At 67.4% G+C, this 24180-nt stretch carries 16 protein-coding genes and 1 tRNA gene; 5 read left to right on the forward strand and 12 right to left on the reverse strand.

Features of this window, described 5'->3' with window-relative positions; translation table 11 throughout:
• Positions 1–9 precede the first annotated feature (9 nt).
• Entirely contained in the window at positions 10–2460 is a 2451-nt protein-coding gene (locus tag BAY61_RS29810) for an endonuclease/exonuclease/phosphatase family protein (protein WP_245865555.1), read from the reverse strand.
• Between the two features lie 44 nt (positions 2461–2504).
• Entirely contained in the window at positions 2505–4010 is a 1506-nt protein-coding gene (locus BAY61_RS29815; RefSeq protein ID WP_091802631.1) for a hypothetical protein, read from the reverse strand.
• A gap of 95 nt (positions 4011–4105) precedes the next feature.
• Here BAY61_RS29815 and BAY61_RS29820 point away from each other — a divergent pair, with 95 nt between their 5' ends.
• Complete coding sequence (locus tag BAY61_RS29820; RefSeq protein ID WP_091802628.1) at positions 4106–5326, forward strand: PucR family transcriptional regulator; 1221 nt, start codon at positions 4106–4108, stop codon at positions 5324–5326.
• Here the strand turns inward: BAY61_RS29820 and BAY61_RS29825 are convergent, their stop codons facing one another.
• The 3 genes from BAY61_RS29825 to BAY61_RS29835 all read right to left on the reverse strand — a co-directional run bounded on the left by BAY61_RS29825 (position 5327) and on the right by BAY61_RS29835 (position 9974).
• Positions 5327–6583: a P-loop NTPase family protein gene (locus tag BAY61_RS29825; RefSeq protein ID WP_091802625.1), complete on the reverse strand. Its 1257-nt coding sequence runs from the start codon at positions 6581–6583 to the stop codon at positions 5327–5329. It abuts the gene before it with no gap.
• Positions 6580–8382 (reverse strand): dynamin family protein, encoded by a 1803-nt coding sequence (locus tag BAY61_RS29830; RefSeq protein ID WP_091802622.1) that lies wholly within the window; start codon positions 8380–8382, stop codon positions 6580–6582. The genes BAY61_RS29825 and BAY61_RS29830 overlap by 4 nt, the downstream gene beginning before the upstream one ends.
• A 95-nt stretch (positions 8383–8477) precedes the next feature.
• Positions 8478–9974: an IniB N-terminal domain-containing protein gene (locus tag BAY61_RS29835; protein WP_091802619.1), complete on the reverse strand. Its 1497-nt coding sequence runs from the start codon at positions 9972–9974 to the stop codon at positions 8478–8480.
• A gap of 259 nt (positions 9975–10233) precedes the next feature.
• Here BAY61_RS29835 and BAY61_RS29840 point away from each other — a divergent pair, with 259 nt between their 5' ends.
• Together BAY61_RS29840 and BAY61_RS29845 are read left to right on the forward strand one after the other, a co-directional pair.
• Positions 10234–11448 (forward strand): Hsp70 family protein, encoded by a 1215-nt coding sequence (locus BAY61_RS29840; RefSeq protein ID WP_338061461.1) that lies wholly within the window; start codon positions 10234–10236, stop codon positions 11446–11448.
• A complete protein-coding gene (locus BAY61_RS29845; protein ID WP_338061460.1) occupies positions 11445–13877 on the forward strand; it encodes a helix-turn-helix transcriptional regulator in 2433 nt (810 codons plus the stop codon). Before BAY61_RS29840 ends, BAY61_RS29845 begins: the two co-directional genes overlap by 4 nt.
• Positions 13878–14290: 413 nt before the next feature.
• On the opposite strand, the gene BAY61_RS29850 is transcribed toward BAY61_RS29845, so the two are convergent.
• The 5 genes from BAY61_RS29850 to BAY61_RS29870 form a co-directional block, all read right to left on the reverse strand.
• The gene (locus BAY61_RS29850) at positions 14291–15316 is read right to left on the reverse strand and encodes a LacI family DNA-binding transcriptional regulator (RefSeq protein WP_091802610.1); all 1026 of its coding nucleotides are present in this window, start codon (positions 15314–15316) and stop codon (positions 14291–14293) included.
• Between the two features lie 300 nt (positions 15317–15616).
• Positions 15617–18283, reverse strand: coding sequence for a PQQ-dependent sugar dehydrogenase (locus BAY61_RS29855; RefSeq protein WP_094168530.1), 2667 nt, complete (start codon positions 18281–18283; stop codon positions 15617–15619).
• A 139-nt stretch (positions 18284–18422) separates the two neighbouring features.
• Positions 18423–18510: transfer RNA gene (locus BAY61_RS29860), tRNA-Ser, on the reverse strand.
• Between the two features lie 53 nt (positions 18511–18563).
• A complete protein-coding gene (locus BAY61_RS29865) occupies positions 18564–19028 on the reverse strand; it encodes a nucleoside deaminase (RefSeq protein WP_091805371.1) in 465 nt (154 codons plus the stop codon).
• Positions 19025–19507: a tRNA adenosine deaminase-associated protein gene (locus tag BAY61_RS29870; protein ID WP_091805374.1), complete on the reverse strand. Its 483-nt coding sequence runs from the start codon at positions 19505–19507 to the stop codon at positions 19025–19027. Before BAY61_RS29870 ends, BAY61_RS29865 begins: the two co-directional genes overlap by 4 nt.
• Before the next feature lie 71 nt (positions 19508–19578).
• Between BAY61_RS29870 and BAY61_RS29875 the strand changes: the two genes are divergently transcribed.
• Positions 19579–20823 carry a M20 metallopeptidase family protein gene (locus BAY61_RS29875; RefSeq protein WP_091805375.1) on the forward strand — a complete coding sequence of 415 codons (1245 nt, stop codon included), beginning with the start codon at positions 19579–19581 and terminating at the stop codon, positions 20821–20823.
• Between the two features lie 6 nt (positions 20824–20829).
• Positions 20830–21813, forward strand: coding sequence for a prephenate dehydrogenase (locus tag BAY61_RS29880; RefSeq protein ID WP_091805378.1), 984 nt, complete (start codon positions 20830–20832; stop codon positions 21811–21813).
• A gap of 26 nt (positions 21814–21839) precedes the next feature.
• On the opposite strand, the gene BAY61_RS29885 is transcribed toward BAY61_RS29880, so the two are convergent.
• Positions 21840–22160, reverse strand: a complete 321-nt coding sequence (locus BAY61_RS29885) for an antitoxin (RefSeq protein ID WP_091805381.1) — start codon at positions 22158–22160, stop codon at positions 21840–21842.
• Positions 22161–22215: 55 nt separating this feature from the next.
• The gene (locus tag BAY61_RS29890; RefSeq protein WP_091805384.1) at positions 22216–24150 is read right to left on the reverse strand and encodes an FUSC family protein; all 1935 of its coding nucleotides are present in this window, start codon (positions 24148–24150) and stop codon (positions 22216–22218) included.
• Between the last annotated feature and the right edge of the window lie 30 nt (positions 24151–24180).

Raw genomic sequence — 24180 nt, forward strand, 5'->3', positions numbered from 1 at the left:
ACCACCCTCTCACCTGCCGAACAGCCGTTCGAGCTTGTCGAGCAGCAGGTAGAGGGCATCGAGCTTGCGATTGCCCGAAGCGGGGAGAAAGCGCACGACCTGCGGATCGTGGTCGCTCGCCTGGTCGGCGAACTCGGCATTGATGTGCACGACGTCGTAGTCGACACCGAGCGGCCCTTTCGACACGAGTACGTGGTCGAGGACCTGCGAGTTTCCCTCGAAGACGTAGCTGTAGCGCTCGCGCTCCGGCAGCGTGCTGATCAGCGCGGTCAGCGCACCGCCTTCGGTGAGGGTCCGCACGGTGGGCGAGAACGGATAGTCGTTGAGGTCACCGGCGACGACGACGTTGGCGTTCGCGTCGGCAGCGAGCACATCGTCGACGAAGCCCCTCACGGCCTTCGCCTGCTCGATGCGCTGCACCTCGGAGCCACGAACGGGCGGTTGGTACCGGCCGTGGACGGGCTGGTCACCGCCCTTCGAAGCGAAGTGGTTGGCGACGACGAACACCGTCCTGCCTCCGAAGACGAACTCGCCGGCGAGCGGTTTGCGGCTGTCGAGCCATGCCGCGTTGCCTGGGTCGATCCGCCCAGGCGACACCGAGAGCTTCGTCTTGCCCCTTGCGGCGACGACCTCGACCGGCGTCGTGGCGTCCCCACCTTTTCGATCCACAAAGGACACCCGATTCGGGTTGAAGAGGAAGCCGACCCTGATGTTGCCGCCAGGCTGCCCGCCGTCGGCAAGGTCGACGGGGTCGATCTGCCGCCACTGGTAACGAGGCCCTCCCGCCGCCACGATCGCGTCGGCGAATTTGCGCAGTGTCTGCTCGGCCGTGACGACGCCGTCACCGTTGCCCTGCGGACCGTTGTCGTCCTGGATCTCCTCCAGCGTCACGATGTCCGGAGAAGCGAGGTGATCGACGATACCGCCCGCGAGCGCGTCGAACTTCTCCTGTCCGTCCACGGCGGACAGGTTCTCGACATTGTAGGTGGCGACCGCGAGTTCGCCGGTGCGCTGCGGCCTGGTGACCTCGCGCTCCAACCCGTTGTCCTTGACATCGCCAAGTACGTTCGCCAGCAACGTGTAGCCGCCGAAGCTGTCGTATTCGAGTGGCCCCGACGTCAGGCCCGTGACGGTGTCACCGGTGTTGGCCTTGGGAAAGGACCGCTGGTCGAAGGGAATCAGTGATTCGATCTTCAGGATTCCGGTGTTCGGCCGGTCGTAGCCGAGGTACGCGGTGCCGCCACGAGCGGTGGGGTTCTGCTCCGGTTTCGTCGTCACGTACAGCTCGTTGTATTCGGTGCTGCGACCGACGACCCTGGCGTCGACGACGCTCACCAGTTCGCTCTCATGCGCTTCCCAGAAGTCGAGCGCGTACTCGTCTGGACGCAATGGCAGCTCTTCGATATTGCCGCCGGGCTGGGCCGTCGACACTTCGGGAACCGTGTCAGGGCCGATGTGCAATGGCTCTGGAACGGGGTTTTCCCTCGATTCCATTGTCCACTGTGCATTCGTCAACTCGGTGAGCGACTGGTAGTTCGACGTCGCGGGATTGTCAGGGTAGTACTCCTTGACGAGGCCGGTCACGGTCAGCGCGTCGCCGGGAGCTACGGAAGGCGACGTGGAGCCGGTGAAGACGAAGATCGCCTCACTTGTGCGGGGATCATCGTCGGGTTCGGTGTCCTGCAACCAGAATCCCCTGCTCGACCCGAAGGTTCTCGTCGCGGTGACGACACCGGGAACCCGTACGGTTTCGCCTTCGAGCGGCGATATCCGGGTCGTCCCCTGCACCTCGTGGATTCTGCTGTCCACCGGTTCGGGCTGTTCACCACCCGGCTGCTCACCGAGGGTGTTGGTGGGGCTCGGCTCTCCAGCCGCGAAGTCGGCCGCGTTGTCGTCGGTGTCGGTGAGTTCGTCCCTCGCCACCGACGTCGTGTTGCTCGCCGACGGAGCGGGCCGTGTCTCGTTGACCGCCGCCGAGCCGTAGCCGACGAGGTCGACGATGCGCGATTCCCCGGCACAGTCCACGCTGGTGCGGCAGGAAAGCGGTTCGGCACCGGTGACGAGCGCGACCGTTCCCGACGCCGCGGCCATGGCGATCGAGCCCGAGGCATCGGGCGTCGGCAAGGCTACCGTGCCACCGGCGCCCTTCGCCTCGGCGACGAGGTACCTGCCGCCTGGCTCGACGCTTCCCTCAAGCGGCGTCACCTGCCACCTGCTGGCCGCGCTCGGCGCGCCAGGCAGGTACTGCACGCTCAGTCCCGTGAGGTCCGCCGTCGTCGAACCGGCCGTGGCAAGTTCGACGAAGTCGGTGGTGAGCACGGCGCCGGAGTTGCCGCCTCCCCCGTAGACCTCGGCGATGACGGGACCGTTGCTCGGCTCGGCGGACACAGCAGGAACAGCGGTCACCACGAGGCCCGCCACCGAAGCGACGACGGCCGCCCCGCGCAGTAGTGAGATCACCGAGGAATCTTCACCCAGGCGGATGAACAGCGGAAGACCCTTCGTCAACCCGCCGAGGTCTTGACGGTGACCCCTGAGCCGTCCGCCCTCGCCACGAGCGAAATTCTCCGGTCGTCGTCACTGAGCCAGCCGGTCAATTCAAGACCTTCGTCGGTCCGCTCGATCGTGAACGACGCTTCTTCGCTCGGCTTGTCGATGTGCGCGCCGCGTTCGGCGAGCACGGCCACCATGCGCTGGAAGACCCCGGGGTCGACGTCGCCAAGATCGAACAGCTTGTCGCCGGCCGTCGGCTGGATCGTCATCGGTTCCTGGGTCACCAGCCGCCCGCTACGCCAGCCGAACGTGTCGCCGGTGTCCGCGCCCCTGCTTGTCGGCGCTTCGATTCTCACGGAGTCCGCGCCGACGACGATCTCGTAGACCAAGGTGTCGCCCATGCGCTCGGCGAGCAGGTCGAAGGCTGCCCTCGCGCCTTCGACCTCGAACATGTTCGCCGCGAGCGCGGGAGTGCCGTCGGCGGCGGCGAGGAGCCGGTCCTCCTCGCCGACGTCGACCGAGATCTCGACGCCGCCGTCGCTGCCCTTGTCGAGGCGCACCGAGTAGCGGTCGGGGTCGCCTTCGCCGTACCGCTCGCGAGCCAGTTCGATCAGGCCGGGAATGGCTGCGATGTCGACCTCGGTGAGGTCGAAGTACTCTTCCGTTTCCGTGCTGCCGTGCAGGTCGTCGTTCTGCAGATTGCCGTTGGTGTAGCGGTAGGAATGGTTCTTGCCCGTCGCGAGCACCCGGTTCGGCTCGAACGTCACGTCGGTGAACTCGGTCCCGTTGGCTGCGACGAGCTCGCCGGTCACGATCTCCAGTTCCGCCGCGTCCAGCAGGTTGGGATTGGTCAGCAGGTAAGCGACCTCGGTGCGGATGGGAAACCCGATCGCGGCAATCAGCACGAGCGTCGACACCGCGGTGGGGAGCAGCCTGCTGGGGCGCCGCGCTTCGAGAGGGCTTTGCCTGCCTTCGGCGTTCGAGTGCGGTGTTCCCCCGTAGCTCGCGCCGATGTCGCCGACCTCGAAGGGCCGCTCCGTGCGCTCAGCCCATTCGGGGGGCACGGCCTCGTCGACGAGGACGACGCCCGGATACTTCCCGCTCTGCTTGACCACGATCACCTTGCCCCGCTGGAACGCGGGCGCGGCGATGGGATGGATGGGGTGCTTCGTCTTGGTGCGGTAGGCACGACCGAAACTCGGCGACACCGTCAGTTCGAGTTCGGCGACGTGGTTGTCGCCGATCGTCGTACTGGTGGGATTCAGCGCGTCGACGCGCGCGACGGCGCGTTCGCCGTGTTCCTTGATCTGTCGCTTCTCGACTTGATCCGCGTCGATCGTGCCCCGGTTACCGCGAGCGAACACCGAGGCCGTGAAGACCAGCGGCGTGAACAGACTGCCGATGACCAGTACGGGGATGTAGGCGACGTGGTTGAGCACGATGCCGCCGAACACACCGGTGACGACCATGGCGATAGGCAGGGCGAACGGGAGTCCGAGCAACTTGACGAGCTTCATCGACACCTTTCGCCATTCATGTGATCAGACACATCATCGACAACCGCGAGGCCCTTGGCTATTGGACATTCAGGTAATTGTGGTACAGGTTTGTTGTGATAGGTCACAACGAGCTGACTGTCGGCGGAAAGGTGCTGCACCGCTGGCTCGCGGTGCGCCGTGGAACGCTGGCCCGAGAGCTCGTCGAACACTTCGCCGCGACCGTCGCCGACTACCGGCAGCTCCCCAGTGACGAGCTGGCCGACGACATCGTGGCGGCGACCGAGGAGAACCTGCGGGTGTTCGCGGAGGTTCTGCGCTCTGGCGAACTGCCGACCCCCGCGGCGTTGGCGGGACCGATCACCGAATCGGCGGCGAGGCGAGCCGACGAGGGAATGCCGCTGCAAGCGGTGCTCCATGCCTACGGCCTCGGCATGACCGGGGCGTGGAAGGCGATGACGGCGAGCGCGACCGCCGACGATCTGCCACACGTACTGGCGTGCACCGAACTGGTGCTCGGCTACGTGCAGCGGGTGACCGGTGCCGTCGCGACCGCGTACCTCGAAGAGCGCAGGCGGATCTCCACCCACGATCAGGACACCAAGCACGTGTTGCTGGCGACGCTGCTGCGCGGCGACCCCGCCGAGGAAGCCGCGCGCAGAGCCGACATCACGCTGCCAGAGCAGTATCTCGTGCTGACCATCGAGCTGGCGCCACACAGGGACGAGCTCGACCCCTCGGTCGGCACGGCCATCGCCATCAGGCGCAAGCTGCACAGGGTGCAGCGCGAGCTGGAGCAGTACGCGGACGCGGCGACCCTCTCGTTGCTCGACACGGCGGGCGGAACCGTTCTCGTCCCCTCTGCCGACGAGACCACCTCGCCATCCGGACTCGTTTCCCGCATGCGCGCCGCTGCGGGGGTCGACATCATCGCCGCGTTCGCCGTCGCGCCCCCTGCCGAGGTCGCGGTACTGGTGCGGCAGACGAGGGAGGTGCTCGAACTCGCCAAGACCTTCGGCAAGGGGCCTGGGCTCTACCAGCTCGACGACGTGCTGCTCGAATACCAGCTCACCAGGCCGACCGAGGCGGCGGAGGCGCTGAGCAGGCAGCTCGCTCCACTCGACGTCCACCCTGAACTGCTGCACACGCTGGAGAGCTTCGTGCGCAACGGGCTGAACCGCAGACGCACGGCCGCCGAACTGCACATCCACGCCAACACCGTCGACTACCGGCTGCGCAAGACGATCGCGCTGACCGGCCTCGACCCGGGCGAACCGGCCGGGCTGCAACGCATCGGAGCCGCGCTGGCGATCAGGAGACGCCGCGCGGGCACGTGACTATTGGGCACCCACCGTCGACATGGCCTCGCAGCTTCGGACGACGACGGCAGCCGCCCTGCGCTCCGCCGAGCCGAGAACGGGGTTTTCCGCGTATTCCTGCCACATCCGCAGCGCGGCGATGGCGGTGTCCCTCAACTCGGCCTCACCCGCCTCGACGCCCAGCCTCGCCGGTGTCGACGTCCCGTATCCGCCGATGAGCCGCAGTGCCTCCTCGCGCAGCTCGGGAGGCAGCGAAGCCCTTCCCGTCCGCAACGCGGCCAGCAACCGCAGCTCGTGGAACTCGTGAGCGTTGGCAAGTGTTCGTTCGAGCCCGGCGACCAGCGCGCCTGCCGAGGGCCGCGGTTCCATGCGCAACACCACTTCGAGCCCGATCAACGCGGACCGCGCCTTGAGTACGTCGGCCCGCTCCGTGAAATAGGCCGTGATCGACTCCTTGAGCTCGCCGAGCCCGCACCGTTTGACGAGCTGGGTCGCCAATGCCTGGCGCGAATCGACACCCCCTCGCAACAGGGTCGTGGCGAGCCTGATGCCGAAGAGCCCGAACCTCGCGAGCAATTGCTCCCGCGCGGGTTCGCCCATGAACCGCTCCGCCGAAAGCAGCACCGGCTCGAGTTCGGCCTTGGGAACCGAGGCCAGCGCGGCGAGCATGTCGAACTCCGAATCACGCATGGTTCTGGCCGCGCTCGCCACCAGCCCCGCGACGGCGACGATGTCCTGGCACAACCCGGTGAACTCCGCGTTCTTCCGGTATCGCCGCGCGACCTGCCTCGCCGAGATCAGCGAATCGACCCTGCCGCCGCCGAGTTCGTCGGCGCGCGAGAGCACGATCAACGAGTTGACCGGTGCTTCCCTGGCGACCGGATGGTCGGCCAGGGTGCGCAAAAAGGACAGTTCGGCGTTGTGCGGATGACCGATCAGGTACAGCACGCCGTCGGCTTCCATGCAGACGTTCTCCGCGAGCCCCGCGCCATCCTCGACGGGAGGCGCGTCGACGAGGGTCAGCTCGGGCTGGGACCTGGTCGCCGGAATGTGGTACCAGGCGGGCTCTCTCGCCTCCGATCGCACGATCTCCTCACCCGCGATCGCGTTGATGATCGTCGACCGTCCGCTGCCAGATGGCCCCGCGACGACGAGCCTGACCGGTTCGCTGAACCTCGCCTTCTGCCTCAGCAACCACTGTGTCGCACGTGGACTGTCGGCATAGGCTTCCAATGCCTGATCAAGCAGCGACCAGGTCAGGTCGGCGATTCTCACGCCGTGAGCCCTCGCGCGGCGGTCGGGGCCAGCGCCCTCGCCCTTCGGTGCAGCAGATCGAGCTCTTCAAGACCGCGCGTGGCTTCGCGGGCCTTGTTTCCCCGCTCCGTCGTCTCGGTGTCGATCACCTGCTTGATCCGCTGCGCGGTCTCGGTGATCTCCGCCCGCAGGTCCTGCGCGAGCGCCGTGCACCTGTCCCTCAGCTCGCGATGGATCTTCCTGACGGTGTCCTTGCTTTCCTTGCCATAGGTCAGGAAAAAGTCGTCCACGTAGCGGTGAGCCGTCGTCTTGGCCGTAGCCTGCCTGCGTTTGAGCCGGTTGCCGCGCTCTTCGAAGACGCTCTTGGCGCCGAAAGCGGCACCGGCGCCAAGCGAGATCGGGTTGATCAACGGCATCCCGGCGAGTGTCGTCGCCAATCCGAACATCAGCAATCCACTGTAGGAACCGCGCATGCCGACGAACAACTTCTGACCGATGCCGAATCGCTCCACATTGGGCATCCGGAGATTGCCGACATGGTCACGAGGACCACCGGCCAGCAACGATTCCGGGATCGCGTCGTCGCGGGGAGCCACCTGCCTCGCGAGTTTGCGCGCGATCCATTCGAACCGGTCGAGCAACCACGCCGAGTTCGTCTCGGCGACCGAGGTCAGGTTGACCTTCAGCCAGGCACCGAACTCGTCCCAGTCCTTGGCCGGATCCGCGACGTCGAAGTATTCGTCGGCCTCCCGCAGGATCTGCCGCGTTCGCTCCCGCAGATCGAAGTCGAGGTCGGCGGTCAGATCGGCGACCTCGTCGGCGAGCACCGTCTGCCAGCGCGCCGCCTCCCGCTGCAACTCCTCCGCCTTGCGCCCAGCGGCTCTCCACCTCGCCGTCAGTTCCTCGGTGCTTCCCTGCCTCAACTCTTCGAGGGTGTGCCGCAGCGGGACCACTAGTTGCCGCACGGTGCCGTCGATCAGCGCGGAGACCGAACGCCTTCGCAGCAACTCGACGTGCCCCATCAAGTCCTGGTGCAGATAGCGAACCAGTGCGCCGTAACCCGATTCCTCGTTGAGTTTCGCGTCCCCCGTGCGCGCTGCCGCGAGCCGCAGTGTCGCCGAGACGGGCAGGACGGCGGCGGGAAGCCCGTCGCGGGCGAGCCGTGCCTTGTTTCGTTCGGCGACGGCCCGCCAATCGGGAACGAGATCGATCTTGGTGAGTACGACCATCACGGTGGGGCACGACCGCAGCACCGCGCCGAGCAGTTCGAGTTCGGTTCCGCTGAGTTCCCTCGTCGCGTCGGTGACCAGGAGAACGGCATCCGCTTGGGGGAGCGCCGCGAGCGTGTTGGCGACGTGCCGGGTCGCCGAAGGGCCGAACGGCGGAGTGTCGACGAGGGTGAGGCCGGTGCGCAGCAACTCCCTCGGCAGGCCGATCTCGACTCTGGCGACATCGGCGGCCCTGTTGGCGAGCGCCGTCGCGGATTCGACCTCGGTCGCCGATCTGCCTGGTCCTTCGATGGCGAGCACCGGGTCCGCTGATCCCGCCGAGACGAGGTCGGCCACCGGCTTCTCCGCGTGGGCGATCACCGCGGGCACCGCCGTCGTGACGTCGTCGCCCACCGCGCACACGGGGGCGTTGAGAAGTCCGTTGATGAGCTGACTCTTGCCCTTGCCCGATTCGCCGACGACAAGGGCACGCACGGTGGGGCCGGACAGTTCGGCGCGGCGAGTGGTGAGCCGCCCCGCCAGGTCCTGCCTTTCGTGCGTGGCACACGCCTGGATGGCCTCATCCAGGAGATCGATGCACGGCGTTTTCATCGACGGACAGTGTGCCTCGCTCACTCTCCGCAACGAAGGCTGGGCTCGTGATATTCACGAGCCCAGCCTGTTATCGCTCCGAGATCAACCGGTTATCAGTGGCCAAGCGGCAGGTCGCCGACACCGGGAGCGTCGACGGGCGCGTTGAGATTCGGCTGCGGAAGGTCACCAAGCGGGCTGCCGTCCACGACGTCGGACACCGGGCTGTCGTGCAGGGCGCCACCGAGGTCGTCCCGCACATCCGGCGTTTCCGGCAGCGGGTTGGCGACCGGCAGCTCCGGCAGCGCGGAGTCGAGCCCGGAAGGCAGGTCGACCGGCAGGTCCGACGGCACGTCGGCCGGGATGTCGGCCGGCAGGTCCGCGTTGACGGGCAGGTTGCCCGCGACCTCGGTGACGGCGGCCGTCGGGTCGCTCGGCAGGTGCTCCGGCGTGTGCACGGGGGCCACGGCGGGAACCGGAGCCTCGGTCGGCAGCGAGTCGACGTACTCCGCCCCGGAAACCTCCGAGGGAACGAGCCCGTTCAGCGAAGCCTCGTCCGCGGTCATGTAGGTGGCCAGCGTGCTGGCAGCGGCCTCGCTGCTACGCCCGATGGTCTCCGTGTCGAAGACACCGGCAAGGTCACCCGTGGTGTAGAGGTCGGGAACCTCGGGGGCGGTCGGCGTGCCGTCGAGCTCGACCCCGTAGGTGCCGAACGGCGAGTGCAGCGAACCGCCCGCGGCCATGGCGTCGACGCTGCCGGCGCCGCTCGTCTCGACACCGAGGGTCTCGTCGCCGAGCATCGCGCCGGAGGCGACGCCGTGGGGGCTGGCCGCGCCGAACGCGCCGAACTCGCCCTGGGCGGTGTCGAAGCCGAGGTCGCCCGTCACGGACTGGGGGCTGACGTCGGCGACGCCACCACCGGTGATCAGGTCGTTGTCGAGCCGCGCCGTGCCACCGGTGGAGCCCTCCAGCCCGCTGCCACCAACCGCGGTGACGTCACCGAGAACGGACTCGTTGCTGGTGCCGAGGTTCAGTCCCTCGGTGCCGAGCTGACCGGTGGTCTCGCCCGCGCCGAAAGCACTTGCCCAGCCGAGCGCGCCGGTGGCGCCGTCGAGACCGGCTTCGCCGACACCGGCGACGTTGCCGAAGTCGCTGGCGAGGGCAGAGTCGAAGGCACCGCCCTGCTCGCCTGCGGTGACCGAGCCGAGAGCGGCGGCCTGGTCGTTGACCACGTGGCCGGTGCCGGTGAAGGCGCCGTCCGTCGTGGTGGTGTCGAAGCCGGCGGTGCCGAGGTTCGTCGCGTCGTCGAGCAGCGTCTCCGACCTGGCCTGGCTCGCCGCGTCCGCGACGCCCTTGAGCTGGGCAATGGCACCGTCGAGAGTGTCGGCGTCGAGCGAGAGGTCATCGAGGCCGGAAGCCAGCGAGCCGACGCCTTCCGCGCCGCCGTACTCGGTCACCAGCGGAAGCACCTCGCTGACGTCGAGGGCGGTGATGTCTCCGAGACCGGCGCCCGAGAGCGCGCTCTCGGGGTCCGAGATGAAGTCGGCGCGTGCGGTCGCGTCGTTCAGCAGGTTCTGCACGAAGCCGTGCAGTGTCTGCTCCTGGATAGCCAACGAATTCTCCTTAGCGTGGGGGGCGCGTCCATTGGTCGACGGCGCCGTGCCAGCACGCTATTGCCGCGACGCGCACAGGGCATCGGGGATCGGACCGGGTTGTCTCCCCTCCGGAAATCACTGGCTGTTAGGGGATTAGGGGATCCGGGGTCGCCCGGGTTGGGGCTGTCATTCGGGTGTATTTCTTTGGTACGAAAGGACGCGCCGCGTTCGGCCGAAAGAGACAAACCGTGAGGAACCGTCACCTATGCGCTATGTCATGGGAATTCACCTCGGAAGGACACGCACGACAGCAGCCGTGTGCCGTTCCGACGGTGGCCCCTGGGGTGGCCCCGAGGTCGTTCCGCTGTGGGGCGGGGTGCCGTGGATCGACACGGTCCTGCACATTTCGCACGGTGGCGAGCTGTCGGCAGGCCAGACCGCGGTGCGGCACGCCGCGGTCGCGCCGGACCGGATCGTGCGCGCACCACACCGCAGAACCGGCGACGACGTTCCCTTCGTGCTCGGCGATCTGTCCTACACGGCCGAAGCTCTCGCCGCCGCGCTCATCGGCCTCGTCGCCGACAGGGTCGCCGACATCGAGGGAGTTCACGCCGAACGCATCGTGGTGACCCACCCGCCGAGCTGGTCCGGCTACCGCAGGGGGTTGCTGCACGACGCGCTCGACAACGCCGACCTGCCGGGAGTGCTCGCGCTGCCGAGCCCGATCGCAGCCGCCGAAAGCCACCTCGCCAACGAGCGGGTCGACGTCGGCTCGCTGCTCGCGGTGTGCCGGATCGGAGGGGAACAGGTCGAGACCGCCCTGCTGCGACAGGGACCACGAGGATTCGACCTGCTCAGCCACACCGAGGGCGGCGAACACGAGGCGGGGGCCCGCATGGACGACCTCATCGTCGGGCACGTACTGCGCCAGGTCTCCCGCGACAAGAACGACGCCGTCGCCATGGCATCCCTTCGCGCGGCCTGCACCATGGCGAAGGAACGCCTTTCGACGGCGCGGGAGGTCGTCGTCGCCGACGACGCGCGGTTGACCAGAGCCGAACTGGAAACCTTGATCCGTCCCGTCCTCCAGGCGGGCATCGGTCAGCTCGCCCGCACGGCCGCGAACGCGACGACCGGCGACATCGCCGCTGCCGTGCTCGTCGGCGGAAGCGCGGCCATCCCCCTGTTCGCGCAACTCGCGAGGACCGTGCTCGACTGCCCCGTTTTCGTCGACGCCAACCCCGGCACCGCGATGGCGCGAGGAGCCGCGCTCGCCGCGAGACCGAGGCCAGAGCCCCGCGAGGAGGTCGGCAACTCGCTCGTGGCGAGCAACCACGAACTTCCCGCCGTCTATGGACAGCGGGACGAGGCCGACGAGGAACCGCCTCCCGAACGGCCGCCGGTGGAGATCACTCCACTCACGCCCCCGAAACGCAAGTTCTCCTTTTCCCGCAAGGCCACCGCGGCCGCACACAGAGACGAGGACCGTTGATCCTGACGAGCAGGCCAGAACTCGTGTTCGACGAGCCGACTCGCCAACTGTGCGCCGCCGTCGGCGGCGGCACGCTCAGCCCGGCGAAGCTGGCCGTGGTCGCGCCAGGGGGGTACGGCAAGACCGCGGTGCTCGACCACATCGGCGAATGCTGCGCGAGAGAAGGTCTGCCTGCCGCACGATACGGCGAGCACGACGGTGACACCCGGCTCGTGCTGCTCGACGACGCACACCTGCTCGACGAACCCGGACTCGCCGAGGTGGCCGACCTCGCCGCCGACGACAAGCTGGGCTTGATCGTCGCGGCGCGGCCGTGGCCGAGGTCGGCCGAGCTGAACGCGGTGCTCGCACTGCTGAGGGGGCAGGTCGTCCTACGACCGCTCGACCGCGCGAGGACGGCGAGGATTCTCGGTGCAGGCAAGGAAAACCTCGCCGATTTCGTACTTCGCGAGACCGGCGGCGTCCCCGGCTGGGTGTCCCGCCTCGCCGGTGCCATCGGAACGAAGGCGGAGATCCCGCACGCCGCGCTCATGTCCTTCGCGTCCCACCTCGACCGGCTTTCGCCAGACACGTTGTCGTACCTGCTCGCCGCCCAGTACGGCGTGCATCAGGACCCACAACTCGTCGCGGGGTTGCTCGGCGGCGACGGCGCGACCACGAGGGTGTCCTGCATTGTCGAAGAGGCGAGCGCGGCCGGGCTGCTCGGGAGCGACGGGAACCCGCCTCCCCTCGTGCACAAGGCGCTCAACGGCTTGATCCCGTTCGAAAGGCACACGTGGGTGCGGCAGCGGTTGCTGCGACTGCAGCTCGATCGCGGCGGGCCGGTGCTGCCACTCGTGCGGCCGTTGCTTCACGGGCAACGGGAAGGCGCGGCCCCGCCTGAGGCTTTCGAAGCCGCGGCCCGCGAAGCCGCGCCGACGGAACCCCAGCTGGCGGCAGGGCTGTTCGCCGCCGCCGTCGCGGCGGGCGTTCCCATGAGGACGGTCGCCGCGAGCTGGGCAGAGGCCGCCGCGAGAGCAGGCGATGGGGATACCGCGCTGCGCATCGCCGACCAGGCCGTCGCCGACCCGGCGGCAATCGAGCGAGCCGATGCGGCCCGCATCGCCGGGACGGTACTGACCCAGCGAGGCCAACTGGCAAGGGGAACCGAGCTTTTCCGCTGGTCGGCAACCGGTCTGTCCAAAGTGTACGCCGCGATCGGACTGCTCGGATCTGGCGCGGTCGAACCAGCGCGGCTGTTGCTCGCCGAACCCTCTGGCGGCGAACCGCCGACGCTCATCGCCGGGGCGATGTCGGCGACCGCGCAGGCCATTGTGGACTCTGTTTCGCGCTCCGCGACGTCGGTTCTGACGACGCTCGTGAGCGCGGCGGAAACGATGGAGCCCGTCGGAAGGCAGCTACTGCTTCCCGACACCCCGGCCGCGCTCGGTGCGCTCGCCGGGATGCACTGCGGCGAACTCGGCGTGGCGGAAGCACTGCTTGAACGTGCCAAGGTCGCCGAGGCAGGGGGGCCGACGATGAAGGCGAGGCACAGCCTGCTGCACGCCTGGACGGCCATGGTGCGCGGGGAGACCGAGGTCGCGGCGGAGCGACTTGCCGGAGCCGGTGAGCAGAAAGCGGGAAGGGACTGGCTGTTCGCCGTCGCGCTCAGGGCCGGTCTCGCGCGAAGGGCAGGCGACCTCGCCGCGCTTCGAGCCGTGTGGGGCGAGGTCTGCGACGCGGTGATCAGGCAGCCGGTCGACCTCTTCACCCTGCTGCCGTTCGGCGAACTCGCGATAGCGGCGGCGCGACTCGGCGAACGTGACCGGCTCGCGCACCATCTCGACCTCGCGCGCGGACTCCTGCGTTCGCTCTCGGACCCTCCACTGTGGACAGCACCGTTTCACTGGAGCGGCTTGCACGCGGCGATCATGGTCGAACACGAGCGGGAAGCGCACGAGCACGCGGAGGCATTGGCGGCTTCGTCGGGGCACAGCGGATTTCACGCTGTCGTCGCCGACGCGGCGGGATGCTGGCTCAGGGTGCTCGGAGGGGACGTCGATCCGGACCGGATCGAGCGGGCCGCCCGCGACCTGCACGCGGCTGGGCTGTGCTGGGATGGCGCGCGTTTGGCGGGGCAGGCGGCGATCAGGACGACCGACCGGTCGGCCATGGTGCGGCTGCTCGACTGCGCGAGAGTCCTGCGAGGGGATCCCGGCAATGGCGCGATCGCGGAGCCCGACGGCTCCCCGAAACTCAGCGAGCGGGAACTACAGGTGGCCGAACTGGTGGTGAGCGGCATGACCTATCGGCAAGTCGGTGACCAGTTGTTCATCTCGGCGAAGACGGTGGAGCACCACGTGGCCAGGATGCGGCAACGGCTGGGGGCGACGAGTCGCGGCGACCTGCTCGCACAGTTGCGGGTCCTTGTCGCCGACCGGGCAACCTAGCCTTCCGCGAGCCCCGTGTCAGTGTGCGCGAGTCCCCCGCTCAAGTCGCCGAGATCCGCGCCCAGACCAGCGAGATCCGCGCCCAGGCACGCGAAATCCGCACCTAGGCGAACGAGATCCGCGCTCGCGCACAAGATTCGCGACTCGCTTCCCGAACGCAGATCTCGACGACCCGAGTGCAGATCTCGGCGGCTGAGTGCGGAACTCGACAGCCTGAGTGCGGAACTCGACGGCCTGAGTGCGGAACTCGACGGGCTGGCCGGGGGACTCGCGCCCACTCACCCGGCGTCCCACTCACCCGGCGTCCCACTCACCCGGCGCCCCACTCGGCACGCGGGGGCGGCACGCCGCCCGGGACGCCCGGCACCCGGCACGCCCGGCACCCGGAACGCCCGACGCGCGGGACGGGGCGGCTAGCGGGGTCCTGTTGTCGACGCCCTCACCACGAGTTGCGGCAAGAGCCGCTGCGACTGGGCTTCTTCCTCCCGCATCATGCCAGCGAGCAAGGCCAATCCCCTCCGACCCATCTCCCGCATCGGAGAACGCACGGTGGTCAACGGCACGGGAAGCTCCGCGGCGAGCGGCGTGTCGTTGAATCCGGCCACCGCGATGTCCTCCCCCGCGCGCAAACCGTGATCGCGCAACGCACCGAATGCGCCGATCGCCGCGAAGTCGTTGACGGCGAACAGCGCCGAAGGCGGCGGACCGGACGCGAGAAGCTTCTCCGTCGCGATATGACCGCCCCGCGCGTCATGACCCGAGTTGGTGACCCGGTACGCCGGAATCTCGATACCCGCCTCCGCGTACGCGGCGAGAAACCCGGCACTGCGATCGACTCCGGTACTCGCGTACGGCTCGCCCGCGACGACACCGACATCCCGATGGCCGAGGCCAAGCAGGTGCTCCCCGACGAGCTTACCGCCGAGAAAGTCATCACACGTCACCGAAGGATAGTCACCGGACCTCCTGTTGACGAGTACGAAAGGGACTCCCTTGGCTGCGACCGTTCCGAGAAAGGCGGGATCGAGCGAAGCATCACCGAAGATCATTCCGTCGACCCTGTGGTCGAGCATCATCTCGGTACGAATTTGTTTCAGCCCAGGGTCATCGCGAGTGTTCGTGACGAATGTGGACAGTCCATAATCACTTGCCGACTCCTCGATACCTTCGTAGATCGTGGCGAGCACGATGTCCGAAAGCTGTGGAACGACAACGCCGACGAGATTGCTTCGCCGGGTGCGCAGGCTCGTGGCATGTGGATTCGGCCGGTAGCCGAGTTCGTCGGCGAGCTTGCGTACCCTCGCGAAAGTTTCACTGGAAGCCGCCCTGTGACTTGCCTCGGGGTCGGCGTGCAATACCCGGGAAACCGTCGAAACGTGCAGACCCAACTGGTCGGCCAGCGTTCTCAGGGTGACCGGAGCCGTCTTGTTCGCGCTCACGTTTTGTGCTCCGCCTCCGCCTCAAGTTCGGTTCCGAGGATCGTAACAGCGGATTCATTTTGATCATTGACGGTACAAAGCAAGGCACCGCCAATACAGAGTGCACATTCCGAAAACCGGACGAGCGGGAGGAAATTCGCGACCACTCCGGACAATGCGAACCGATTCGCACCCGATCGTGATTCACCGATCAATTCGGATATACCCGCAGTTGTTGGCGCCCACGAAATGGACCCGATGGGGGCACGCGAATCCCGCAGACACCCAGGTCGTGTCTGACAGAGCTCTGTCAGACACGACCTAGTACCTCCTGTCGACCGCCTTGTCGGTGGCCGCGGTCCACACGATGTAGCCGCCCTGGAAGTTGTTGCGCCTTCCTCCGGCGACGGCGAACTCACCGCTCGTCGGATACCGCAGGTAGGACCGCTCCCAGCCGAGCGCCTTCCAGCGGACCCGGATGGCGCCGTACACCTCGTGCGCGCCGGTACCGGGCGTCCAGTAGACCGAGCCTGCTTTGGAGAAGTGATTGTACTTGCCAACGCCGTCAGGCGTCGTCGATTCGTCCGTCGTCGGATACCCGAGCGGACCACGTTCCCATTGCAGCGCTGCCCACTTCGCCCTGATCGAGCCCCAGATCCCGTGCGCGCCGGTGCTGGGCGTCCAGTAGACGGAGGCGACGAGGGTCCCTGGGGTACCCGCGAAGTGATTGAACCTGCCGACACCGTCGGGCGTCTTCGTCTCGTCGGTGGTCGGCGGACCGAACCTCGCGTGACCACCGAGCGCGAGGTACTGACGGTAGATCGACCCGTGCACCTCGTGTGTTCCGGTCGCGGCCGTCCAATAGAGGCCGCCGTTGGCATAGCCCTGGTAGTACAACCCGCCCTGGATGACCTCGGGGCCTTGCGGTGCGCCGAGTGTTGTTCTCAGTGCGGTGTCGGCGGCATACCGCTGGGCGACGGGAGTGGTGTAGTTCGCGGTCAGGGTCAGGTCGGATCCGCCCATGACGATCGTGGTCGCGGGGTCGGTGTCGCCGTTGGACCAGTTCGCGAAGGTGGAGACACCGTCGGTGGCAACCGGCGCCGCTTCGATGTTCACCACGGCACCTTCGGTGACCATGGCCGAACTGCCGCCCGTCTCGTTGGGTATCGACAGCGAAGCAGCCACGTTGCTGGTCAAGGTGACCCGGTGCTCACGCGGCCACGCGACATAGGTGTAACTCGCCGAAACACCCTCGGAGTCGGTCGCCGTCGCGGTGAACTCCATCCGCGAATCCGGATGATCGGTAAACGGATAAGTGAAACCGTCACCGGAATGACTCGGACCCGGATGCGAATGGCAAGTCGCCTCCTCCGGACAATGCACAACGGCGCTGGTCCACTCGATGTCGAGCCTGCCGTCCTCGACATCATTCGCCGTCGCCGCGACCGTCACCGGCTCACCAACGGCAAACCGCTGCTCAGACACGTTCGGCGTGATCACCGGCGAATGATTACCCGGAACCACCGTGACCTCGGTCGTCCCCTCCGCACCGAGAGAGTCGGTCACGGTCAGACTCGCGGTGAACCGCTCCGTGCCCTCGGCATACCAATGACTGACCCGCTGCCCGGTCGCCGTGCCACCGTCACCGAAATCCCAATCGTAGGTCAACGCGTCACCATCGAAGTCGAAGGAACCGGAACCATCGAAGGTCACCGTGCGGGTCGCCGGATCAGTCGACGTGAGCACCTTGGCCACCGGCGACGTATTACCTTCCACGAAACTGAGCCTGCGCAACACACCCGCCTCGATGTCGGCATACACGATGTCCCCGTTCGCCGCGGCGGCGAACTTCACCGGACGACCAATGCCGGTACCCATCGGCGGACTCTGCGGTGGCGTCGTCACCTCACCCTGCTCGTCGTAGCGCAACGTCCACAACTTCATACGCGTGTAATCACCGAAGAAATACGCGCCCCGATACGCCGCGGGATAACTAGTGCCGGTGTAATGGATCCCACCAGTGACACTGTTACCACCATCGATCCCGCTGCCATGCCGAAACACTGCGATCGGATCGGTGTTGCCGACATTCGCACAGCCCGCCAGCCTCGAGTAACCAGGCGTCTTGTCCTTACCCTCCCAGCACGGCCAACCGTAATTAGCGCCCGGCCGCACCACGTTGACCTCTTCCCACGTATTCCAACCAACATCACCAACAACAGGAAGACCGGTGCGCTCGTCGATGGAGAACCGGAACGGACTACGAAAGCCGGACGCGAACACCTTACTCGCCGTAGCACCAGGCCGGGCCACGTCGTAATACGGGTTACCCGGCACCCCCAGACCATCAGCCGTGATGTGCAGAATCTTCCCATGCGGAAGGTCACGATTCTGCGCCCGCAACGCCAACGGATCAACCTCGGTATAACCGGCGATATCACCCACGGACACCCACACCGTGCCATCCTCAGCCGGCACAATTCCCGTGATGCCGTGAACATTGCTATCCCCCGCCAGGTCAAGCAAGATCCGCTCACCAGTAAGCCCAGTCGGCTGATACCCACCCGTGACCGTCCACCGAGCAAGCCTGATGACATAACCATCACCACTCGGCACCGACCGAGCCAGATAAATCTGCCGAGACGTCGCGTAATCCGCCGCCACCCCAATACCAACAAGGCCAAGGTCCTGCTCCGCGACCACCGGCAACGTCGCGATCGTCCTCACCGCCCCCTCCGGGGAGACCCACGCGACCCTGCCCTCCTTACCAGTGCTCAGCAGACCATTCCCGTCAGGAAGATACGCAAAATCAGTCAGATTCCACGGCTCCTGCCCACTCGGCTGCTCGGTCAGCACGAAACCGGGCGGAAGACTCGGCGCGGCGGATACCTCTCGCGCCGTCGCTACGGTGAGCAATCCACTGACCACGAGAACGATCCCCAGTAGCGCGAACGCGCGGGCAAGCAATCGTTTCCCAACGACTCTCATGCCGACGGGTCGCTCGATCAGGCGAAAATGTTTCACTCGATCAAGCGACCAGGGAAGCCGTGACGGGACCGTGACCACGAAAGGTCGCCAAAAAGCGATCAGGGCAGCCACGAGAACTCGTGGCTGCCCTGATCGGCGGCGGTAGCGGTGGGATTTGAACCCACGGACGGGGGTTACCCGTCACACGATTTCGAGTCGTGCTCCTTAGGCCGCTCGGACACGCTACCGCCAGATACGATACCGCAGCGGTTCAGCCGTTTTCGGCCGGGTCCACCGGCCGCTACTCGCCCCTGTGCGCTGCGAAGAAGCCCGCAAGCAGCTCGGCGCACTCGTCGGCGAGCACCCCACCCCGCACCTCGGGACGATGGTTCGACCTCCGGTCGCGGACGACGTCCCACAGCGAACCCACCGCGCCCGTTCGCGGTTCCCATGCACCGAACACGAGCTTGGCGACCCTCGCCAGCACCAGCGCGCCCGCACACATCGTGCACGGCTCGACGGTCACGGCGAGCGTGCAACCCTCAAGCCGCCATCCGTCGCCATAGGCTCGCGCTGCCTGCCGCAGGGCGATTATCTCCGCGTGCGCTGTCGGATCGCCGAGTTCCTCGCGCGCGTTGCGCGCGCGAGCGAGCACCGTGCCGTCCGGCGCGAAGACGACGGCACCGATCGGTACGTCGGCGCTACCTGCCGCTTCCTCGGCCACGGCGATGGCCGCGCGGACGGCCGCTTCGTCCACACCGGTCATATGTCGTCGAGCAGCGTGCCGAACTCGTCGGCGAAACCACAGCGCTGGGCGATCATCTGAAGCTGCTCGTCCGGGTAAAGCTCGACCTCGTTGACGATCACCTCAAGTTCGGGACCGGGCATACCGACGTCGGCGAGGATCTCCAGATCGCCCTCCGGCCACAGCATGTCGTCGTCCTCGTCCGGCGGATCGACCCGCAACAAGTCGAGTACGTCAGCGGCGATGTCGTAGTCGAGCGCGGCAGCCGCGTCCGAAAGCAGCAACGACGCACCCGCCGGGCTCGGGCGGACGATGACGAAGAACTCGTCGTCGACCGCGAGCAACCCGAACACCGCGCCCGTCGACCGCAGCTTGCGCAGCTCTGTGATCGCCGCGTCGAGTTCGGCCAGCGCGGACCCGTCCAGCGAGCTGCACCGCCATTTGCCGTCCTCTCGGACGACGGCAACTCCGAACCCCGAGATCGGCTCCTTCACCGCCATGCGCCCACCGTATACCTGCGTCAAGCGTTGGTAACGCCGAAACCTGGCGAGCGCATGCCACTATCGAGGTCATGACTGGACCGACCGAGCTGCCATCCCTTCCCGACGCCCGTTTCGCGGGTCTGCTCGCAGAGGCGAAAGCCCTCCAGCCTTCGACGGTCGCGCTGCGCCGCGAACTGCACCGGCACCCCGAGCTCGGACTGACGCTGCCCGAAACACAGGCCGCGATCCTGAAAGCACTCGACGGTCTGCCACTGGAGATCACTCTGGGTAAGTCGACGACCTCGGTGACGGCGGTGCTCAGGGGAAAGACACCGGGCCCAGCAATACTGCTGCGCGGTGACATGGACGCGCTTCCGATGCCGGAAGACACCGGCGCGGAGTACGCATCGGCTGTCGACGGCGTCATGCACGCGTGCGGACACGACACTCACGTCGCGATGCTCGCGTCCGCGGCGAAGCTGCTCAGCGGTCACGTCGACGAGCTGGCCGGCTCGGTCGTCTTCATGTTCCAGCCTGGCGAGGAAGGGTTCCACGGTGCCAGGCACATGATCCACGAGGGCGTCCTCGACGCGGCGGGAGAGCGCGTGGAGCAGGTGTTCGGGCTGCACATCTTCGCGAACCTGCGGAGTGGGCTGATTGCGACGAGGAGAGGGCCGATCATGGCCTCTGCCGACGCGTTCTCCGTGACGGTCACCGGCAAGGGAGGGCACGGTTCGATGCCGCACAACGCGATCGACCCCGTTCCCGCTGCCGCGGCGATGGTCGGCGCACTACAGACGATGGTCACGCGCAGGGTCGATGTCGCCGACCCCGCCGTCGTCTCGGTGACCAAGATCCTCGCGGGCACGACGACGAACGTCATCCCTGAGACGGCCGAGATCGCGGGCACCATCCGCACCCTTTCGGAGAAGACGAGGGCACTGGTGAGGCAGGAGCTGCCTGCCGTGTGCGAATCCATCGGCGCCGCGTACGGCTGCCGGGTTCTCGTCGACATCGAACCGGGTTATCCGCCGACGGTCAACGACGACGACATGGCCGACCACGTACTGCGGCTCGCCGGGGAGGTACTCGGGGCGGAGAACGCGGAGGAGATGGCCGCGCCGATCATGGGAGCGGAGGACTTTTCCTACGTACTGCAAAGGGTGCCAGGCGCTTTCGCGTTTCTCGGAGCCTGCCCTCCGGGCACCGATCCGGCCGAGGCGGCCGCCAACCATTCCAACCGCGTGCATTACGACGAGGAAGCATTCGCCAACGGTGTCGCGCTCTACGCGGCATTCGCATTGGACGGCTTGCGGCCAGGGTGGAGCGAATAGGGCAGGATGGGCGCCGTGCGAGACGTATGCGTGATCGGGCTTGGCCTCATCGGCGGTTCCGTACTGCGAGCGGCCTCGGCCGCGGGCCGGACGACATGGGGCGCCACTGAGTCCACTGTGGACGCCAAGGCAGCCGCGGCCGAACCGGAATTCGCCACGGCGACGACGGATATCGCCGCAGCGCTGAAAAGAGCGTCCGAAACGGACGCGCTCGTCGTGCTCGCTGTTCCACTCACCGCCGTCGACGAGGTGCTGCGGCTCGTCGCGGAACACGCGCCTGACTGCCTGCTGACCGATGTCACGAGCGTCAAGGCTCCGGTGGCCGAATCGGTGACGAGGATCGTCCCTGGCGCACGGTTCGTCGGGGGACATCCGATGGCGGGCACTGCCGAGTCGGGGTGGGCGGCCGGTTCGGCGACGCTGTTCTCCGGTGCCGCCTGGGTCGCCTGCGTCGAGGAGAACACGGACCTCGCCGCGTGGCGGGAGGTCGCGATGCTGGCCCTCGACGCGGGAGCACACGTGATCCCGCTCGCGCCTGCCGCGCACGACGAAGTGGTGGCCCGCGTATCGCATCTGCCGCATCTTGTGGCGGCCGTGCTGTCCTCGGTGGGCGCGATGGGTGGTCCGCTTGCCGCCGCGTTGGCCGCCGGTTCGTTCTCCGACGGCACCAGGGTCGCCGCGACGCGGCCCGACCTCGTGCTGGCCATGACGGAGGGCAACAGGGCGGCGCTACTGCCGGTGCTCGACGAAGCTCTCGGCAAGCTCGGGGCGGCCAGAGGATCGCTCGCTTCCACCGGCGGCCTCTCCGCCACCGTCGAGGCCGGTCACCAGGGCAAAGCCGCGCTCGCCAAGCACGCCGCGGCATCGCGGGCCAGCATCCGGATCGACCTCGGCGCGCCCGAGGCCAGAGACGGGCTCATCGCTCTTGGCGAGCGCGGCGGCTGCGTCACGGCGCTCGATGGGGACATCCTGATCGGCGAGGTCGCCTGACTCAGGCGACGGGAACGAAAACGCCGTTACGGATTGTCGGGTCGCGGCGGCTGCGGTGGTTGCTGACCACCAGGGCCACCCTGCTGAGGCGGCTGCTGGCCGCCCTGCTCGCCGGTACGGCCCTGCTCACCCGTGCCGCCCTGCGACTGGTCGTCGTCCTGGTCGCCCGCTCCCTTGTGGAGCAGGTCCTTGGCCTTCTGCGTCGCGTTGTCGATCTTGTCGGCCTGATTGCCGAACTTCGACTTCGCGAATCCGCTTGCCTTTTCGAGACCCTGCTCGATCTTCTCGCTGTTCTTGCCGAGCGCGCTCTGTGCCTTGTTTTTGATCTCATCAAAATTGATGCCCATACCACCAATTCACCAGCTCTGCGGGCGATGCGCAACGTGTACCCCTCTTCCGGGGTCAGCTCCTGCGCCGGAAAGAGAAGCGTGACCGGCTGAAATCCGGTCCACGGACGGCATCGAACGCACTTTCCAGCTGATCGGAAACATTGGAAAGTGTTTCGGTTTCCGGTAGCTCGACGTCGACCGGATCACGTTGCTCACGGACGGCGGAAGCCAGTTCGCTCAACGCGGCCGTCAGTAGTTCCACGTCGGCCGACTCCGGTGGTCGCGCACCGTGTTCGATCGTCACCACGACGGCGGTGACGGCGTCGGCCACCTGTTCGAGCGCCACGATCGCGGGCCACCACGCCGCGGCCTGCCTCCCCGCTGGTGAGGGCTCCACGACGAGTTGCTGGAACGCCGTTCGCAGGTCGGCGAGCCCCCGGTAGGCGATCCTCCTTCTCCTCGACCGCTCCGTCGTGTCCTGTGCCGTCTCAGCGGGCCGCAACCCGTGCTCGACGTATTCGGCGACTTCGTCGGCGACGTCGGCGAGGCGCCCGCCGACCTTCGGCCTTCGGCTCCCCGGCCACAGCAGGTAGCCGAAAACGAGCACGATCACGCAGCCGAGCACGGTGTCGATGAGCCGCGCCATGACGACCGGCCAGTCACCACCGGCGGTCAGGTCCATCTGCACGATGATCAGCGGGGTCACGAAGGCGCTGAGGATCCCGTAGTTGCGTACCTTGCCGATCGCGGCACCCGCTGCGAAGAGCGCCACGACGAGCACGACGGCGAACCCGTGTGCCCCGAGCCCGAGCACCGCCGCGCCGAACCCGACGCCGACGACCGTGCCGAGCCCGCGAAGAACGGCCCTGCCGAAAACCGAACCGAAGTCGGGCTTGAGCACGATGCCGACGGTCAACGTGATCCAGTAGGACCGGTCGACGGGAACGAGCGCGCTCGTCAGTTCGGCCAGGGCGACGCACAGGGTGAGCCGCAGGGTCGCGATCCAGGTCAACGGCCCCGAAACGAGCAGACCGAACCAGTCCTTGAGCCGCTGGGCCGGGGTGACCCGCTCGCGCCTTCCCCTTTCCTGTTTGGTCCCGATCCTGGCGATGCCGTGATAGAGGGCGGCGACCTGCGGATCCTCCGGTTTGCCGTTGAGCGGCTTCGGCAGTGGTGCTCCCGCGAGCACGGCCGTCGCGAGCGCGGTGAACTGCTCGATCACCTCGGGCGGCGCCTTCGTTCCCGAGTTGACCATCGCGACGGAAGCCTCGACGGCAGGGGTCGTCGCGGACAGCAGGTTGAGCAGCGAGCGATAGGTGGTGTCCCTGCCTGACAACCACGAGCGCGCGGTCAGCAACCTGTCGTACGCGGTGTTCATAGCATCGGTGAGTTGCTGCCGAGCCGCGAGCTGCGTCGCCTCGTCCTGCGCGGACAGCATCGCTGCCAGCTCGATGAACACCTGGGCGACCGCACTACGTTCCGGCGAGGTCGCGTGCACGGTCCAGCCGGACAGCGCGACGGCCAGCCCCCATGCGGCACCCAGTACAAACCAGCCGAGCGCGACGCCTGCCTCACCGACTACGTGCTGTCCCGTGCCGAGCACCGTGAAGACGAAGAGCTGGAGCCCCGCGACCGAGGCGTTGCTGCCGGCCGCGCTGATCAACGCCGAGATCGCGGCGATGAGGACCACCGTTGGAATGGAGAACGCGAGGTTGCCGCCGGTCAGCAGTCCGAGCGCGTAACCGATGATCGCGGCCGAAGCCGCTCCGCCGAGCCGCTGCGCGCGGTACCGGTAGGTTCCGCCCGATTCGGCGAGCACGGTCGGCAGAGCGCCCGCCGAGATGAGCGCGCCGACCTTGATGTCCCCCGCGAGGTAGGCGACAGCGAGCGGAACGGCGAGCGCGACGGCGGCTCGGGCGGCCCTCGACCACGGCACCGCCGCCGGTGTCGTGCGCAGGAGGTGCACGAGCCATCGCGGCGCGGCGAAGTCGGCTCTGGTCGAATTCACACCGGCATCCTGACCTATAGGGCTATGTTG

The organism is Prauserella marina, from assembly GCF_002240355.1.
Taxonomy (GTDB): domain Bacteria; phylum Actinomycetota; class Actinomycetes; order Mycobacteriales; family Pseudonocardiaceae; genus Prauserella_A; species Prauserella_A marina.

Coding starts and splice junctions, on each gene's coding strand:
- BAY61_RS29815 (WP_091802631.1), bottom strand. CDS start 4,010: ATGAAGCTCGTCAAGTTGCTCGGACTCCCGTTCGCCCTGCCTATCGCC.
- BAY61_RS29830 (WP_091802622.1), bottom strand. CDS start 8,382: ATGAAAACGCCGTGCATCGATCTCCTGGATGAGGCCATCCAGGCGTGT.
- BAY61_RS29840 (WP_338061461.1), top strand. CDS start 10,234: ATGGGAATTCACCTCGGAAGGACACGCACGACAGCAGCCGTGTGCCGT.
- BAY61_RS29855 (WP_094168530.1), bottom strand. CDS start 18,283: ATGAGAGTCGTTGGGAAACGATTGCTTGCCCGCGCGTTCGCGCTACTG.
- BAY61_RS29865 (WP_091805371.1), bottom strand. CDS start 19,028: ATGACCGGTGTGGACGAAGCGGCCGTCCGCGCGGCCATCGCCGTGGCC.
- BAY61_RS29870 (WP_091805374.1), bottom strand. CDS start 19,507: ATGGCGGTGAAGGAGCCGATCTCGGGGTTCGGAGTTGCCGTCGTCCGA.
- BAY61_RS29875 (WP_091805375.1), top strand. CDS start 19,579: ATGACTGGACCGACCGAGCTGCCATCCCTTCCCGACGCCCGTTTCGCG.
- BAY61_RS29880 (WP_091805378.1), top strand. CDS start 20,830: ATGGGCGCCGTGCGAGACGTATGCGTGATCGGGCTTGGCCTCATCGGC.
- BAY61_RS29885 (WP_091805381.1), bottom strand. CDS start 22,160: ATGGGCATCAATTTTGATGAGATCAAAAACAAGGCACAGAGCGCGCTC.